This is a genomic window from Roseinatronobacter domitianus (assembly GCF_023336755.1).
Classification (GTDB): Bacteria; Pseudomonadota; Alphaproteobacteria; order Rhodobacterales; family Rhodobacteraceae; genus Roseinatronobacter; species Roseinatronobacter domitianus.
In genome coordinates this window covers 33,038-50,122 of sequence record NZ_JALZWP010000015.1, presented here as the reverse complement: position 1 = coordinate 50,122, position 17,085 = coordinate 33,038, and the positions used below count along the sequence as shown (strand labels likewise).

The 17,085-nt window shown below is 62.5% G+C and carries 13 protein-coding genes and 1 tRNA gene; 12 read left to right on the top strand and 2 right to left on the bottom strand.

Annotated elements, in window-relative coordinates; genetic code table 11:
* Positions 1–78: 78 nt before the first annotated feature.
* A complete protein-coding gene (locus tag M3N55_RS13460; RefSeq protein WP_249059930.1) occupies positions 79–1,731 on the top strand; it encodes a thiamine pyrophosphate-binding protein in 1,653 nt (550 codons plus the stop codon).
* 178 nt (positions 1,732–1,909) lie between these two features.
* On the opposite strand, the gene gap is transcribed toward M3N55_RS13460, so the two are convergent.
* Positions 1,910–2,914, bottom strand: a complete 1,005-nt coding sequence (gene gap / locus M3N55_RS13455; protein ID WP_249059929.1) for a type I glyceraldehyde-3-phosphate dehydrogenase — start codon at positions 2,912–2,914, stop codon at positions 1,910–1,912.
* Between the two features lie 128 nt (positions 2,915–3,042).
* Between gap and M3N55_RS13450 the strand changes: the two genes are divergently transcribed.
* From M3N55_RS13450 to M3N55_RS13425, 6 genes are all read left to right on the top strand, one after another.
* Positions 3,043–3,669 carry a component of SufBCD complex gene (locus tag M3N55_RS13450; RefSeq protein ID WP_249059927.1) on the top strand — a complete coding sequence of 209 codons (627 nt, stop codon included), beginning with the start codon at positions 3,043–3,045 and terminating at the stop codon, positions 3,667–3,669.
* A 70-nt stretch (positions 3,670–3,739) separates the two neighbouring features.
* Complete coding sequence (mfd, locus tag M3N55_RS13445; protein WP_249059924.1) at positions 3,740–7,180, top strand: transcription-repair coupling factor; 3,441 nt, start codon at positions 3,740–3,742, stop codon at positions 7,178–7,180.
* 188 nt (positions 7,181–7,368) lie between these two features.
* Positions 7,369–7,803 (top strand): hypothetical protein, encoded by a 435-nt coding sequence (locus M3N55_RS13440; protein ID WP_249059922.1) that lies wholly within the window; start codon positions 7,369–7,371, stop codon positions 7,801–7,803.
* 60 nt (positions 7,804–7,863) lie between these two features.
* On the top strand, positions 7,864–8,244 hold the full coding sequence (csgH, locus tag M3N55_RS13435) for a curli-like amyloid fiber formation chaperone CsgH (RefSeq protein ID WP_249059920.1): 381 nt from the start codon (positions 7,864–7,866) through the stop codon (positions 8,242–8,244).
* A gap of 25 nt (positions 8,245–8,269) precedes the next feature.
* Entirely contained in the window at positions 8,270–8,671 is a 402-nt protein-coding gene (locus M3N55_RS13430) for a hypothetical protein (RefSeq protein WP_249059918.1), read from the top strand.
* 70 nt (positions 8,672–8,741) lie between these two features.
* A complete protein-coding gene (locus M3N55_RS13425; RefSeq protein ID WP_249059916.1) occupies positions 8,742–10,538 on the top strand; it encodes an ABC transporter ATP-binding protein in 1,797 nt (598 codons plus the stop codon).
* Here the strand turns inward: M3N55_RS13425 and M3N55_RS13420 are convergent.
* Positions 10,520–11,998, bottom strand: a complete 1,479-nt coding sequence (locus tag M3N55_RS13420; RefSeq protein ID WP_249059914.1) for a Y-family DNA polymerase — start codon at positions 11,996–11,998, stop codon at positions 10,520–10,522. The genes M3N55_RS13425 and M3N55_RS13420 overlap by 19 nt on opposite strands.
* 133 nt (positions 11,999–12,131) lie before the next feature.
* On the opposite strand from M3N55_RS13420, the gene M3N55_RS13415 reads away from it, so the two are divergent.
* The 5 genes from M3N55_RS13415 to M3N55_RS13395 all read left to right on the top strand — a co-directional run bounded on the left by M3N55_RS13415 (position 12,132) and on the right by M3N55_RS13395 (position 17,050).
* Positions 12,132–13,091 carry an acetyl-CoA carboxylase carboxyltransferase subunit alpha gene (locus M3N55_RS13415; protein WP_249059913.1) on the top strand — a complete coding sequence of 320 codons (960 nt, stop codon included), beginning with the start codon at positions 12,132–12,134 and terminating at the stop codon, positions 13,089–13,091.
* A 79-nt stretch (positions 13,092–13,170) separates the two neighbouring features.
* Positions 13,171–13,244 (top strand) — tRNA-Gly (locus M3N55_RS13410).
* Positions 13,245–13,318: 74 nt separating this feature from the next.
* A complete protein-coding gene (locus tag M3N55_RS13405) occupies positions 13,319–14,413 on the top strand; it encodes a glycosyl transferase family 90 (protein ID WP_249059912.1) in 1,095 nt (364 codons plus the stop codon).
* Positions 14,414–14,466: 53 nt separating this feature from the next.
* Complete coding sequence (locus M3N55_RS13400) at positions 14,467–15,306, top strand: 3-oxoadipate:acetyl-CoA acetyltransferase (RefSeq protein ID WP_249059911.1); 840 nt, start codon at positions 14,467–14,469, stop codon at positions 15,304–15,306.
* 187 nt (positions 15,307–15,493) lie between these two features.
* Complete coding sequence (locus M3N55_RS13395; protein ID WP_249059975.1) at positions 15,494–17,050, top strand: ABC transporter substrate-binding protein; 1,557 nt, start codon at positions 15,494–15,496, stop codon at positions 17,048–17,050.
* Positions 17,051–17,085 lie beyond the last annotated feature (35 nt).

Genomic DNA, 17,085 nt, shown 5'->3' with positions numbered 1-17,085 from the left:
GGCATGCACCAAAGGCAACTGGCTTGCGCCCGCGCGGGGTTTGACGCAGGTTTGCCACGCAACATACGGGAGATGACAATGCGCCATGGTGGGCAAATTCTGGTAGACCAGTTGAAAGCGCAGGGCGTGCGGCGCGTGTTTTCCGTACCGGGCGAGAGTTTTCTGGCTGCGCTGGACGGGCTGCACGAGTCCGGCATAGAGAACATTGTCTGCCGCCACGAAGGCGGCGCTGTGATGATGGCCGAAGCGCACGCCAAGTTAACGGGGCGGCCCGGTGTCGCCTTTGTCACGCGCGGGCCGGGGGCCACCAACGGGTCGAGCGGTATCCATGTGGCAAAACAGGATTCGACGCCGCTTATCCTGTTCGTGGGCCAGATTGACACGCGGCACCGCGACCGCGAAGCATTTCAGGAAGTTGATTACCGCGCCGTGTTCGGCCCTCTGGCGAAATGGGCGGCAGAGGTGGATCAGACCGACCGACTGCCCGAATATATCAGCCGCGCCTTCCATGTGGCGCAGTCGGGTCGCCCCGGACCCGTGGTGTTGGCCTTGCCGGAAAACATGTTGTCAGCCCACGCCGATGTGCCCGACATCGCCCCGGTCGCGCCCATGCCGCCTTCGGTCTGTGGCGAACAAATCGACGCTGTTCTAGACATGGTTTGCCGGGCCGAACGCCCCTTGGTCATCGCAGGTGGGTCTGTCTGGTCCACAGACGCCGCGCAGGACTTGGCACGTTTTGCCGAAAGTTTCGGCCTGCCGGTCTGCGCCACGTTTCGGCGGATGGACCGGATCGACAATCGCCACCCCAACTATGCGGGCGATCTGTCGGTGGGGATGAACCCCAAGCTGGGCCAGCGGTTGCGGGAAGCAGATTGTTTGTTGGTCATCGGCGCGCGCCTTGGCGATATTGCAACGGGCAGTTACGCGCATGTCGACCCCGCCAGCCCCGGCAAAACCATCATCCATGTCCATCCCGACCCCGACGAATTGGGCCGCGTGTTCCGCCCCGATCTGGGTTTGGCTGCGCCTGCGGTGGATGTGCTTGCGCGGCTTGCGCGGCGCGACCCGCCATTGCTGCCAGACTGGTCGGACTGGACGAAGGCTGCCCGCGCTGATTACCTTGACTGGATCACTCCGCGTGAAACACCGGGTGCGGTTAAGCTGGAACAGGTGCTGTGTGGCCTGTCGGATCTGTTGCCCGACAATGCCATTGTCACCAACGGGGCCGGAAACTTCGCGGCCTTCCTGCACCGCTATTTCCGCGCGCGGGCGTTCCCCGGCCATCTGGCGCCGACCTCCGGGTCGATGGGATACGGCTTTCCGGCGGCAATTGCCGCGAAGCTGGAATACCCCGACCGCGCCGTGGTCTGCGTGGCCGGGGACGGGGATTTCCAGATGACGCTGAACGAGATGTCCACCGCGCGCCAATATGGGGCCAATGTGGTCGTTTTGGTCTGCAATAACGGGCAATACGGCACAATTCGGATGCATCAGGAAAAGACCTATCCCGGGCGGGTCAGTGGCACCCAACTATTCAACCCCGATTACGCGGCGCTGGTGCGCGCCTATGGCGGGCATGGCGAAACCGTGATCGCGACAGAGGATTTCGCGCCCGCGCTGGACCGTGCTTTGAACGCGGGAGTGCCTGCGGTGATAGAGCTGGTACTGGACCCGGATGCGCTGGCGCCGGGGCTGACGATAGAGGGGGCGCGGGCTTTGGCGACAGGGTAGCGCAATCGGCGGGCCGGGGACTGCCGACCCGCTCGATGATCTACGGCGCTTTATGGTGGCCGTGTTCGGCGGGCATCTGATCTGAGCGCTTGCAGCAACCAATTGGCAGGCCGCGGGACTGCCCGCCGATTGCGCGGCGGGCTACGTCCTTGTTCCGCGCTGAAAGCAATCAATCAGATCAGTGGATCAAGCGCCCCATCGCGGCGGCGACATCGGCCATGCGGCAAGAAAAGCCCCATTCGTTGTCATACCATGCCAGCACGCGCACGGTGCGGCCGCCCACGACCTTGGTTTGGTCCGGTGCGAAGATGGACGAATGCGGGGTGTGGTTGAAGTCGATCGAGACTTTGGGTTCCGGGTCATAGGACAGCACAGCACCCATCGAGCCTTCGGCCGCTTTGCGCACGATTTCATTCACCTCTGCCACGGTTACATCGCGGCCTGCCTGAAAGGTCAGGTCCACGGCGCTGACATTCGGGGTGGGCACGCGCAAAGCTGTGCCATCCAGTTTACCCGCCAGTTCGGGCAGCACTTCGCCCAAGGCTTTGGCCGCGCCGGTCGAGGTGGGGATCATGGCCATTGCAGCCGCACGGGCGCGATACAGGTCCTTGTGGCGGCGGTCCAAGGTTGGCTGGTCGCCTGTATAGCTGTGAACCGTGGTCATGATGCCTGCTTCAATGCCGATGGCGTCATTCAGAACCTTCGCCAGTGGGGCCAGGCAGTTCGTGGTGCATGACCCGTTCGACACGACCAAATGCTCGCTAAGCAAGCTGCGGTGGTTCACGCCGTAGACGATGGTCGCATCGGCGTTCTTGGCGGGGGCCGAGACCAGCACGCGACTGGCGCCACGGCCCAGATGCACGGCGGCGCGGTCACGGTCGTTGAATTGGCCGGTGCATTCCAGCACCACATCGACGCCGGCCCAGTCCAGTTCCTGCGGGTCGTAGGTGGACATCACCTTGATCGGGCCACGGCCCAGATCCAGCGTGTCGCCTTCAACCCGGATGTTGCCGGGGAAGCGGCCATGCACGCTGTCATATTTCAGCAGATGCGCATTTGTTTCAATCGGGCCGGTGGCATTGATCTTGACGACCTCGACATCGTTGCGCGCGCTTTCGGCGATATGCGCCAGGGTGCACCGCCCAATGCGTCCGAAGCCGTTAATCCCGATGGTGATGGTCATGGTCATCTCTCCGCAATCTGGTTGCGGCTGGTATAGCTAGGGGGTAAAGGCGAAAAAAGGGCGAAAACCGTGTGTTTGTCAGGCGTTAGCGCAATCTTGGGGTGATAGCGCAATCATTCGGCCAGACCATGCTGGACGCCAGAATAAAGCTGCAACCAGAGGCGGCATTGCAAAACACCCGGACAGCCGCTAACCGGAATGGCAGAGAGCTGTTAGAGTATCGCGCCTTGCCCATTCTGGAAAACATATTCGAACTGATCGACATGAGATCGTTCTCATCGGTCTGGTTCTGGATCGTGCTGGCGCTGGCGTGGTCCTCGGTGTCTCAGAACGTGATGGGGGCACCCTATGATCTGATCGTCAAGGCGCGTCGCAAGGGCGGGCAAGCGGCCGAGGATCTGAACATTCTGGTCGGTATTTTTGTGCGGCGTCGCCTGACAGTGGTTCGGCGGGCCGGGCATTGGGTGCTTGGCTTTCAGACGATGTTGCTGACGGCTGTCTTCATCACGGCCTTCTGGCATGGGATGGAATTCGCTCAGGCGCTATTCTTGCTGTTCCTGCCCCTGACGCTGACGCAGTTCCTGAACGTGCGGCTTGCCTTTCGGATAGAGCATGACAACATGCGGGACGCCCTTTTGCAGCGGGCCTTGTTGCGCCACAGGCTTTGGTTGCAACTTATCGGCGTCCTTGCGATCTTCGTGACTGCGGTCTGGGGCATGTTACATGTCATAACCACCTCGGTTCTAGGGGTTTGACAGCGCTCCGACTTCGGACCCCGGCTGCTGCGCTCGCCCTGACCTTCTACCAAGGACATCTTCCAGACCAATGACGAATGCCACTTCCCGGATCATCATGGGCGGCGCGCCCGAAGGTTATGATGCAACCTTGTTGCAACGCGAACTGGCGCGCGGCGATGACGCGCTGATCCATGTTGCACGCGATGACAAGCGCGCCGAGGCCATGGTGCAAGCGCTTGCCTTTGCCGCGCCGGATGTCACGGTGTTGCGCTTTCCGGCATGGGATTGCCTGCCCTTTGACCGGGTGTCGCCCAATCCCGATATATCGGCAGCACGCATGGCCACGCTCGCGGCCTTGGCGCATGGGGTTCCGGGGCAGTTCGTTGTGCTGACAACGCTGTCTGCGGCCATGCAATATGTGCCCACCCCAGAGGTCTTGGAAGGCGCGTCGTTTCAGGCCACGGTCGGCCACCGGCTGAATGAGAGCGCCTTGCGCGACTGGCTTGTGCGGATGGGTTTCTCTCAAGCGCCTACCGTATCAGAGCCGGGCGATTACGCCATTCGCGGCGGTATTTTCGACATCTACCCCCCGGGCGAATCCGGCCCCGTGCGGCTGGACCTGTTCGGCGATGTTCTGGACGGCGCGCGGCGCTTTGACCCGGCCACGCAGCGCAGTCTTGAAAAGCTGCAAAGGGTGGAGTTCGCGCCTGTCTCAGAGATCATCCTCGATCAGGCCGCGATCACCCGGTTCCGGCAGAATTACCGTGTGGAATTCGGCGCAGTGGGCAATGATGATCCTTTGTATGAAGCCGTCAGTGCCGGGCGCAAGCATCAGGGCATGGAACATTGGTTGCCATTCTTCCACACGCAGATGGCGACCCTGTTTGATTACCTGCCCAAGGCGTCTTTGGTGTTGGATGACGGGCTTGACGGCCTGTGTGCCGCGCGCTGGGACAGTATTGCCGACCAGTATGACGCGCGCCGCGAGGCTATGAGCGCAAAGGGGCGGATGGATACGGTCTACAAGCCCTGCCCGCCGGAATTGCTGTATCTCGACATGCCGGCTTGGGACGCGGCTCTTGCCCCACGCCGCGTGATCCGGCTGCAAGTTGCGCCGGCAGCACCGGGGCCGGGTGTGTTGGATGCGGGTGGGCGCATGGGGCGCAGCTTCGCGCCGGAACGCCAGTCGGGGGCCAATGTGTTCGACGCGCTGGCCGCCCATATCACCGCGCGCCGCAAAACTGGGCGGGTGATCGTCGCCAGCCATTCCGAAGGCGCGCGCGAGCGTTTGCGCGGCCTGCTGGAGGATCACGGCGCAGGTGCGGCGCAAGACATTGCCACAGCGCGTGACATGGGCGCGGGCAAAGATGGGCTGTTCCTGACCATCTGGCCGCTGGAAGCCGGGTTCGAGGCGCCTGACCTGACGGTGATTTCCGAGCAGGATGTGCTGGGCGACCGGCTTGTCAGCCGCAAGTCACGCCGCAAACGCCCCGAGAATTTTCTGACCGAAGCGCAGACGCTTAGCCCCGGCGATCTGATCGTGCATGTTGACCATGGCGTGGGCCGCTACAAAGGGCTGGAAACCATCACCGCCATGGGCGCGCCGCATGAATGCATTGCGCTGGAATACGCGGGCGGCGACCGTCTGTTCCTGCCGGTCGAGAATATCGAGCTGCTGTCGCGCTATGGGCATGAAGAAGGCTTGCTTGACAAGCTGGGCGGCGGCGCGTGGCAGGCCAAGAAAGCGCGGCTGAAACAGCGTATCCGCGAGATTGCCGACAAGCTGATCCGCATTGCCGCCGAGCGCCAGTTGCGCCGCGCCCCCGAATTCACCGCGCCAGAAGGGTTGTGGGACGAATTTCTTGCCCGTTTCCCCTATGCTGAAACCGACGACCAGTTGAACGCCATCGCCGATGTGGTGGCCGATTTTGAATCTGGCCGCCCGATGGACCGGCTGGTGGTCGGCGATGTGGGCTTTGGCAAGACCGAAGTCGCCATGCGCGCGGCCTTTATCGCCGCCATGTCGGGAGTGCAGGTCGCGGTTATCGCGCCCACCACGCTGCTGGCGCGGCAACATTTCAAGACCTTCGCCGACCGGTTCCGGGGCTTCCCGATCAATGTGCGGCCCTTGTCGCGGTTTGTGTCCGCCAAGGACGCGACCGCCACGCGCGACGGGATCAGCAAGGGCACGGTTGATATTGTTATCGGCACTCATGCGCTGCTGGCAAAATCGGTGAAATTCGCCAATCTGGGCCTGTTGGTGATCGACGAGGAACAGCATTTCGGCGTCAGCCACAAAGAACGGCTGAAAGAATTGCGCAGCGACATCCATGTGCTGACGCTGACCGCCACGCCCATTCCGCGCACCTTGCAACTGTCGCTGACGGGTGTGCGCGACCTGTCCATCATCCAGACCCCGCCTGTGGATCGGTTGGCAATCCGCACCTATGTCAGCGAATTCGACACGCTGACATTGCGAGAAGCGCTGCTGCGCGAACATTACCGTGGCGGGCAGAGCTTCTTTGTCGCGCCGCGCATTTCCGACCTGCCGGAAATTGAGGAGTTTTTGCGCACACATGTGCCAGAGGTCAGCTTCGTCACTGCCAATGGCCAGATGTCGGCAGGCGATCTGGACGAGCGGATGAACGCTTTTTACGATGGCAAATATGACGTGCTTCTGGCCACCAGCATTGTCGAGTCCGGTCTGGATATTCCGCGCGCCAACACCATGATCGTCTACCGGGCCGACATGTTCGGGCTGGCGCAGCTTTACCAGATACGCGGTCGCGTGGGCCGCTCAAAAACCCGCGCCTATTGTTTCCTGACCACCAAGCCGCGCCTGCCGCTGACGCCGCAGGCCGAGCGGCGGCTAAAGCTGCTGGCGTCGCTTGACAGCCTTGGGGCCGGGTTCAACCTGGCCAGCCATGATATGGACCAGCGCGGCGCGGGCAATATTCTGGGCGAGGAACAATCGGGCCATATCAAGGAAGTTGGCTACGAACTCTATCAGCAGATGCTGGAAGAAACGATCGCCAAGATCCGCTCTGGCGAGATTGCCTCTGTCGATGATCTGGAAGGGCAATGGGCGCCGCAGATCAATCTGGGCGTGCCGGTGTTGATCCCCGAACCCTATGTGCCTGACCTGGACGTGCGTCTTGGTCTTTACCGTCGCCTCTCTAACCTGACCAGCAAGGTCGAATTGGAAGGCTTCGCCGCCGAGCTGATTGACCGGTTCGGCAAACTGCCGCGCGAGGTGAACACGCTTCTGGCAGTCATGCGCATCAAAGCGGAATGCAAGCGCGCGGGCATAGCCAAATTCGATTGCGGGCCGAAGGGCGCCACCATCCAGTTCCACAATGACAAGTTCCCGAATCCCGCTGGATTGGTGGAATTCATGCAGGACCAAAAGGGGCTGGCGCATATCCGCGACAACAAGATCGTGGTCAAGCGCGACTGGTCCACCGAGAAAGAGCGCGTGCGTGGGGCTTTCGCCATTGCGCGCGATCTGGCGGTGAAGGCTGGCGGCTAGGCGATCTGGCCGGAAAGTATATTTATATCAATCTGTTGTGGCGCTGCTATTCGATAGCAGGCAGCTGCAATGGCATGGCAGCGCAGTGATATTGCCCGTCAGTCACGTCTGACCCCAGATTGGGTTTGCGACCAGATCGCAGCCCAACTCCGGGCCAGTTCAGACCCTTTCCAGACGGAGTATCCGCAATGACCCTATTCAAACTCTCTACCGCTGCCTGCACACTTGTTGTCGCGCTGTCCAGCTTGCCCGCAAGCGCCGGGTCCAACCGCGTTCTGATCGACCAATGGGGCCGCGATAATTCCGGCGCCATTGCGCAAACCGGGCGTCATCAGCGCGTGACCATCACGCAGAGCGGGCGCGGCAACCTGTCGCTGCACACGCAGGACGGCGCGCGCAACCGGGTTGTGGTGGGGCAGTCTGGGCGCAACAACGTGGCCGATACCTTGCAGAACGGGCGGCGCAACATTGTCGGAATCGCGCAGATGGGCCGCTACAATGACGCGACGGTCACCCAGTCGGGCAACCGCAACGCCGTGGGTGTTATCCAGACCGGGACCGGCAACACCGCCAACACGACACAACATGGCAGCGGCAACGTTGTGCTTGTCATTCAGGAATGATCCGCACCGCGCCGGGGCGATCTTCGGCGCGGGCTGCTTTCCCTTGAAAGGAGACCAACCATGTCTGCCATTCCCTACACTGTCGCGGCGCTTGTCATCACCGGGACCACATGCGCGGCGGGTCTTGCAACGCTGCAAGCGCATCCGGCACCCGATGCTTTGGTGTGTGAATTGCACCTGTCAGAGCATCGCGGCACCGTGACCCTGACCGCTGAAGCCCAGGCGCCTCATGCCACACGCGGCGTCTATAGCCTGACGGTGGACCATCGTAGCGCGGGCGGGCGATCCACCATGCGCCAAGGCGGCGCGTTTGATCTGAAAGCCGGAGAGCGCGGCGTGTTGAGCCAAGCCAGCTTTGCAGCCCGTGCCCGCGACCTGAGCGCCGAGTTGACCCTGAATGCCAATGGACAGAGCACGACATGCTCTGCCCTGACCCTGTGACGAATTGCATGAAAGGACGAAACCCATGAAGACTTCATCTGCCAAAGTCGCACTTGCACTTGTTGCCGGCCTGACCGCTTTCGCGCCCATATCGGCGCAGGCGGGCAGCTTGTCGCTGTCGCTGAATGCCCGCAATGCAGAAGAGGCCCGCGCGCTAAATACCGCCATCGCGTTATATGCGCTGCACCGCGATATAAAGTCTGGTGCGGATATACGCCAGGTTGGGCGCAACCATGCGGCAGGCCTCTCTCAATCGGGCGGGAACAACCGCGCGATCATCCACCAGCGGGGGCGCAACCATACGGCCAATCTGACGCAGAGCGGCGGCCATAACGGGCAGGTCATTTTGCAATTCGGCAAGGGTGCCCATGCGAATGTTGCCCAGAATGGTGGGCAGGCGGGAATTTTGCTACAATTCAGCCAATGACAAGCGGGCTTGTTTCCAAGGGTATAAACCCGATAAGGCTACGCGCATTGCAGTCCAAGCCGAGTGTCCCTTGTCCGACAACCCCGCCCCCAGTCGCAAAGCCCAGTCGCTTATGGACCGTGTCGTCGCACATTGGCTGTGGGACAGGTTCATCCGCAAACGGTTGCCGCTGATCGGGCTTGCCGTGGTGTTCATGGTGCTGGAAGCTGCAATGCTAGGGGCCTTCAGCTACCTGGTGCAGCCCATGTTCGACGATGTCTTGGTCGCGGGCGACAGGGCGCGGGTTGTTTTCGTGGCGCTTGCCATGGCCTTGGTGTTCTTCGGGCGCGGCTTGGCGCGGCTTGCGCATAAATCCATCATGGCCGGACTGTCGGAAAAGGCCACGGCGGAACTGCAAGGCGTGTTGCTTGCGCATCTGGCGACGCTGGATCAGGCGTTTTTCAAGCGCAATGCGCCCGGTGTTCTGATAGAGCGGGTGCGCGGCGATTCAGAAGCCATGCGCCGCCTGTTCAAAGGGTTTATCACCGGGCTGGGGCGTGATGGTGCCGCTGTGGTGGTATTGCTGGGGGTCGCGCTGTGGACGGCTTGGCAATGGACCTTGGCCGCCATCATTGCCATTCCGCTGATTGTGGTGCCGATTCTGGCGATTCAACGGCTGATCCGCCGCCGCTCACGCGAGGCGCGGCTGGCGGCGGCGGACAGTTCCAACCGGCTTGACGAGGCGTTTCACGGGATTGCCACTATCCAGTTGACTGGCACAGAGGCGCAGGAATTGGGCCGCTTCCGCAAGATCATGGATCGCTTCGCGCGTATGGCAACGCGCGCGGCCATCGGGCAGGCCTCTGTCAGCACGGTAATGGATTTCGGCGCGGCGATTGGCTTTGCTTTAGTGCTGGTGGTCGGTGGCTTCCAGATCATTGACGGTACGCGCACGGTGGGGGAGTTCATGTCCTTCTTCACCGCCTTGGGTCTGCTTTTCGACCCGATGCGCCGATTGTCGGCCTTGTCGGCTGAATGGCAGAATATCCTTGCTTCGCTGGATCGCACGCATGCACTCTTGCAGGTTGCGCCCAAGGTGGTCAGCCCACCGCCTCCGCATGCAATATTGCCCGCGCGCGACACCGCAGGGGTTGAACTGCGTGATGTCAGCTTCGGGTATGATGAGACGCCTGTGCTACGCAACCTGTCGCTGGTGGCAGAGGCCGGGCAGACGACCGCCATTGTCGGGCCGTCGGGGGCGGGGAAGACAACCATTTTCACGCTTCTGACGCGGCTTGCCGATGGGCAATCCGGCAAGGTTTTGATCGGCGGGCAGGATGTGCGTGATTATGATCTGGCGGCCTTGCGGGGGCTGTTTTCCGTGGTCAGCCAGGACTCTGCGCTGTTCGATGAAACCATCCGCGACAATGTGACCTTGGGTGCGGGCGAGGTGTCCGAGGCCGCTTTGCAAGCCGCCTTGCAGGACGCGCATGTTGCCGATTTCCTGCCCAACCTGCCGCAGGGTCTGGACACGCTGGCAGGGCCGCGCGGGTCGTCGCTGTCTGGCGGGCAGCGCCAGCGTGTGGCGATTGCGCGGGCGCTGTTACGCAATGCGCCGATCCTGCTGCTGGACGAAGCGACCAGCGCGCTCGATGCCAAATCCGAGTTGCTGGTTCAGGATGCGCTGGACCGGCTTGCACAGGGCCGCACGACGCTTGTGATCGCGCATCGTCTGTCCACCGTGCGCGGTGCTGACAAGATCGTGGTCATGGACCGGGGCCGTGTGGTGGAGCAAGGCACGCATGGCGAATTGCTGGACAAGGGCGGCGCTTATGCGCGGCTTTATGCGATCCAGTTCGGAGAAGCGGATCAGGCGAATTCGCCCTGAACGCACCAACCGTCGCGCTGTGGCGTGTGAAACAGCCACAAACGCGCGCCGCGGTCGGTCTGCACCTTCCAGTAGTCGCGCATGCCAGAGCGCCAGTTCGGGTCGTCCAGCCACCATTCGGGGGTGATGCGTTCGGGACCGCTGGCCGCGACGACCTGCCATGCCTGCCCCCGCCACCTGAACCGGCGCGGCACTGCGCGCCCGCTGCCCGCGATGGGTTCGGGGGGAAACAGGGTCAGTGGGCGGGGCGGCGTTGTGCGCGGCCAGTTCGGGGCGGGGGTGCTGTAGGCGGCTGCGGCCACAGTGAACGCCTTTTCGGGAATGTGGCTGTCGGCGGGCAGCAATCGCTGCACATGGTCAAACCCCAGCCGATTGCTCAACCGCGAGATCAGATCGGACAGAGCGTCTTGCGTCTGTGCGCCGCCGGTGGTGACTTGTTGCAAGGGAAGCGCGTCCAACTCTGGCGCGCTTAGCCGCATCCCGTCAATCCCGAAACCCGCATCCACCCCGTCCAGCGCGCGGTCGAACAGCGGCGCGATGGCGGATGCGTCGCGCATCGGGCGGGCCAGCCGGATTTCCAGCCGAACGGACTGCCCATCGACGCGTGACAGGTCCAGCACCAGTCGCCGCGCACCAAGCTCGGCGCGGTGCAGATGCTGGCAAAGCCGTTCCAGCAACCGCGCCAGCCCCGCTTGCAGATCGCCCAGAAAGCCAATGGGGTCTGGCAAGGACATGCGCACCGCCATGACCGGCGGCGTGGGCGGGGGGGCTATGGGTTCGGGCAGGTCGCCCATCGCCTGATCCATCCGCCCCAGCAGCCCTGCGCCAAACCGCCGGGCCAGAGGTGCGCGCGGCATCTGCGCCAGATCACGCACCCGGCGCAGGCCCAGCCGTTCCAAAGCTGTGAGCGTTTTGGAATCCAACCTCAGCGCCGCCAGGGGCAGCGGCCCAAGTGCCGCGCGCGTGCCGCCGGTGGGGACAATTCCGCCGCGCGCGACATGCGCCATGGCCCAAGCCGCGCCGCGTGTATCGGCCAGCCCGGCGCGCGCGGTGAACCCCATACGCGCCAGCCGCGCCAACAGGTCATCCAGCAGCGCCTCCTCGCCGCCCATCAGATGCGCCGCGCCGGTGATGTCCAGCGCCAGCCCATCCGTGCCGTCACATGCTGCCCAAGGGCAGTAGCGCAGCGCCCAGCGGCGCAGGGTTTCCAACGCCTGCGCGGTGCGGTGCGGGTCTGCGGGGCGGGTCAGAAGGTCGGGGCAGAGCGCGCGCGCATCGGCCAGCCCCATGCCGCGCGCCAGCCCCAGCGTTTGCGCCTGCGCGCTGATGCAAACCAGCCGTTCGGCACCGCGCTGCCGCTCGATCACCGCGAAGGGCGCATCCAGCGCCAACCGGCGCAAGGCCAGGTCTGATTGCAGGCGGGGCAGCCAGATCACGATGATACGGCGTTGTGCTGGCATGACAGAGGGACTGTGTGATTCCAAATGTTCTTTGTTTGTTCTAAACGATTCTCATAAAACGGTCGAGCGTCAGGTGCATTGCAAATTGCGTCCCGATACCGCATATCCTGTCAAACTGCGTTGGAGTGGGTCGATGAACTATCTCGAATTCGAAAAGCCCTTGGCCGAGATCGAAGGCAAAGCCACAGAGCTGCGCGCCATGGCCGCCGCCAACCCTGATGTGCAGATCGAGAAAGAAGCCGCAGCATTGGACGCGAAAGCGCAGAAAATGCTGGTGGACATGTATAAATCGCTGTCGCCTTGGCGCAAATGCCAGGTCGCGCGCCATCCCGACCGGCCGCATTGCAAACGCTATATCGAGGCGTTGTTTGATGAATTCACGCCGCTTGCGGGCGACCGTGGCTTTGCAGAGGATGAGGCTATCATCGGCGGGCTTGCACGGATGAACGACCGCCCCGTCATGGTGATCGGGCAGGAAAAGGGGCATGACACGCAAAGCCGTCTGCGCCGCAATTTCGGCATGGCCCGGCCCGAAGGCTATCGCAAGGCGATCCGGCTTATGGATATGGCCGACCGGTTCCGGCTGCCTGTGATTGCGTTGGTTGACACACCCGGCGCCTACCCCGGCAAGGGCGCGGAAGAACGCGGGCAGGCCGAAGCTATCGCGCGTTGCACGCAGAAATGCCTGTCGCTGGGCGTGCCGATGGTGTCGGTCATCATTGGAGAGGGTGGCTCTGGTGGTGCTGTGGCACTGGCCACGGCGAACCGTATCGCCATGCTGGAACATTCGGTTTATTCGGTCATCAGCCCCGAAGGCTGCGCGTCGATCCTGTGGAAAGACGCCGAGAAAATGCGCGAGGCCGCCGAAGCCCTGCGCCTGACCGCGCAAGACCTGCTGAAACTGGCGATCATTGACCGGGTCATCCCGGAACCGATGGGGGGCGCGCAGCGTGACCCGGACGTGACCATCCGCGCCGTGGGCAGCGCCATTTCCGCCATGCTCGCAGAGATGGAAGGCAAAAGCCCCGACAAGCTGCGCCGCGACCGCCGCCGCAAGTTTCTGGACATGGGCAGCAAAGGGCTGGCGGCTTAACGGTTGTAGTCTTTTGGCCCATAGCCCCGCAGAATCGGCTTGTGGCACTGTGGGGAATAATGCTAGATCGCACGCCAGAGCGGGTATGGTGTAGTGGTAGCGCGCCGGCTTCCCAAGCCTGAAGTGCGGGTTCGATTCCCGCTACCCGCTCCAGCTTTTATTCCGTGCTTTCTGTTCTTGCTGTGTTGGGGCATTGTGGCCTTTGGGATCACGTCAACAGGCAATGCATGATGCGGCTATCCGACAGCGAAAACGCGGTTCTGGACCGTCTGGTGCAGGGCTCTGTTGCGCGCGTCGGGCCGTTCGGGCAGGGCGGGTTCGACACATGCTCTGTCATGTTTCTGAGCGCCGATTTTGATAGCGGCACCACCCAAGACCGCACCGGCGCGCCCGGCCCGTTTGGCCGTAGGTGGGGCAAATGGGCAGAAATCGGCACGGCGCATAAACCCCTGCGCAGCCTTGGCGCTTTAACCGCGCTGCAAGGCATCGGCGCGCGCGGCATCGTCCATATGGATTTCCAGGATGCGCGCGTGCTCGGCACCGAAGCGCGCCCCCTGCCTGCCCCGGTGTTGTGCTATTGCCGCAGGCCAGGCGCCCGGAATGTCGTGCTTTGGCCCCTGCCGCGCTATCACGACCTTGACACGCAACGCTTTTTGGGCAAGACCCCGCCCGATATGCTGACATTCGACGACAAGCGCGATGCTGTCGTCTGGCGCGGTGCGCTGTCGGGGCGAACCCGCCCTACACGTCCCGGCGGGCGGAATTGCATGCACCTGATTGCCGCGCTGGAAACCGCCCCAACGACCAGGGACGGTGCGCCAATTCTTGCGGAATTGCGCAAAAACCTGCGCTTCGGGATGGTGTTCGATCGCGCGACCGCCCCGGATTTCGACCTTGGCCTGACCTGTGACGACCGTATCGCGGCCAGTCTTGCCCGCCACGGCGTTGGCTATGTGGTAAAGCCTTCGCGGCCAATGTCATGGCAACGGCAGTTTCGCTATATCCTGAGTGTCCGGGGCAATGACACCGGGTCGAATTTCATCCCGGCGCTGGACAGCAATTCGGTTGTGCTGCGCGAAGAAGACGGGTGGGAGCTGTTTTATTCCGCCGTCATTCGCCCATGGGAGCATTATATCCCGCTGGCCCCATTGTTGACCGATCTGGACGAGAAGCTGGACTGGGCCCGCGCCAACCCTGCCGAATGCAGGGCGATTGCCGCGCGGGCGCGGGCGCTCTGCGCGCTTTTGGGGGACGCGCGGTTGCGTGACTTGCACCTGCGCGCGGTCCATGCTCATTATGCCGACATCGCGCGCCGAGCTTGAAACGGAATGGTATTCCGAGCCAGTGTGCGGCAAGCTAAACGGAAGTTTCTGACATGACGACACCTTGCATCATCGCCGTGGCGATCACCGGCTCTGTCCCGACCAAGGCCGACAACCCGGCCGTGCCAATCACAGTGGCAGAGCAGATCGAAAGCACCCATGCCGCGTTCGAAGCCGGGGCGGCCATCGCACATTGCCATGTGCGTGACGATGATGGCGCGCCGACATCCGACCCGGACCGCTTTGCAGCGTTGATGGGCGGGATTGAACAGCATTGCCCCGGCATGATCGTGCAGCTTTCGACCGGTGGGCGGTCGGGGGCAGGGGTCGCGCGCGGTGGCATGTTGCCGTTGCGACCCGACATGGCCTCGCTTTCTGTCGGCTCGAACAACTTTCCCACGCGCGTATATGAGAACCCGCCAGATCTGGTCGATTGGCTGGCATCGGAAATGCGCATGTATGACGTGATCCCGGAAATAGAGGCGTTCGACCTGTCGCATATCATCCAGGCAGCGCGCATGGCCGATGATGGGCGTTTGGCGCGGCCGCTTTATGTGCAATTCGTGATGGGTGTGAAAAACGCCATGCCGGTCGATGAACGGGTGCTCGATTTCTACATCGAAACCCTGAACCGCTATGCCCCCGATGCGCTGTGGTGTGCTGCCGGCATTGGCGCGGGGCAGATTGTGGTCAATGAATGGGCTATTGCGCGCGGCGGGCATACCCGCACCGGGCTGGAGGATAACGTCCGGCTGGACCGGACTATGTTGGCCCCGTCAAACGCCGCGCTGGTCGTGCGCACGGTTGATCTATGTGCGAAATATGACCGCCCCGTTGCCACACCTGCGCAGGCGCGCCAGATGCTTGGGCTGCGCCCCGCGCGTAACCGTTAAGCGATCAGGGGTTTACGCTGCGAAAGCGGCTTTCCCTCTCGACTTGCGGCATATGTGCTGGCAACCTGTGCTTATTCCGTGTGGCCGGGCACCGCTTTGCCATGCAGGGACCAACAAAGAAAAACGACATGGGAGAATGAACATGACTGCCATTTCCTTCCGCACCGGCCTTGGTGGCGCGTTGCGTATGGCCTCTGTCTCGGCGCTTGCGCTGGGCCTTGGGCTGGCTGCGGCCAGTGCTGAAACCATTCGCTGGGCGCGCGTTGGCGACGCCCTGACGCTGGACCCGCACAGCCAGAACGAAGGCCCAACGCATACGCTGGCGCATCATATTTATGAGACGCTGGTGGGTCGCGCCACCGATGGCTCGCTGACTCCACGCCTGGCAGTGGAATGGGGCATCCACCCCGATGACAGCACGGTCTGGGTCTTTACCCTGCGTGATGGCGTGACGTTCCACGACGGCAGCGCGCTGACTGCCGAAGATGTCGTGTTTTCGCTAAACCGCGCGCGGGGCGAGACGTCGGATATGAAGGGTCTTCATGCCGGTGTGGTCGATGTGACGGCACCCGATGCGATGACGGTGCATATCAAGACCGAAGGTCCGGCACCGCTTTATGTGCAGAACCTGACCAACACGTTCATCATGTCCAAGGCTTGGGCCGAAGCGAATGACGCGCTGACCGCGCAGGATTTTGCTGCTGGCGAAGAGAATTTCGCCGTGCGCAACGCCAACGGCACCGGCCCCTACACGCTGGTCGAGCGTGACCCCGAAGTGCGCACCGTGTTGCAGGTGTTCGAGGGCCACTGGGACGACGCCCCACAAGTGACCGAGATTATCTACACCCCCATCGCCGAGGCTGCGACGCGTGTCGCGGCACTGCTGTCGGGCGAAGTGGACATCGTGCAGGACGTGCCGGTGCAGGATATTGCCCGTCTGGAACAGACCGATGGTCTGAAGGTGGAATTCGGCCCGGAAAACCGCACCATCTTCTTTGCCTATGACATGGGGTCGGAAGACCTGCTAACCGCCAGCGTCGATGGCAACCCCTTTGCCAACCCACTGGTGCGCGAAGCGATGCATATGGCGGTTGACCGTGATGCGATCCGTCAGGTCGTGATGCGCGGTCAGTCGCTGCCGACGGGTGTTACCATGCCTCCGTTCGTGAATGGCTGGACCGAAGAGCTGGACGCCTACAGCGCCCCAGATATTGAGCGCGCGCAGGCGCTGATGGCGGAAGCGGGCTATGCGGATGGCTTCTCTGTCGATCTGCACACGCCCAATGACCGCTACCTGAACGACGAGGCGATCTCTCAGGCGCTGGTCGGGATGCTGGCGCGGATCGGGATCAATGTGAACCTTGTGTCGCAGACCCGTTCCATGCACTTCCCCCTGATCCAGAACCGGGAAACCGATTTCTACCTGCTGGGCTGGGGTGTTCCGACATTCGACAGCCAGTATGTGTTCGATTTCCTTGTGCATTCGACCGAAGGCGCGCGCGGCGGCTGGAACGGCTCTCGCTATTCCAACCCGGAAGTGGATGCTCTGATTCAGGCGATGGCCGTTGAAACCGACCTGGACGCGCGTGATGCCATGATCGCAGATGTCTGGGCGCAGTTGCAGGAAGATCGTGTGTTCCTGCCGATCCATAACCAGACGCTCGCTTATGCGATGCGTGAGGGGATCAACTTGGCCGTCCACCCGGAAAACCAGCCTGCCATGAGCGATGTCACCTTTGACTGACCTTTGAACAGTCTATGCGCGCGCGGTGCTTGAAT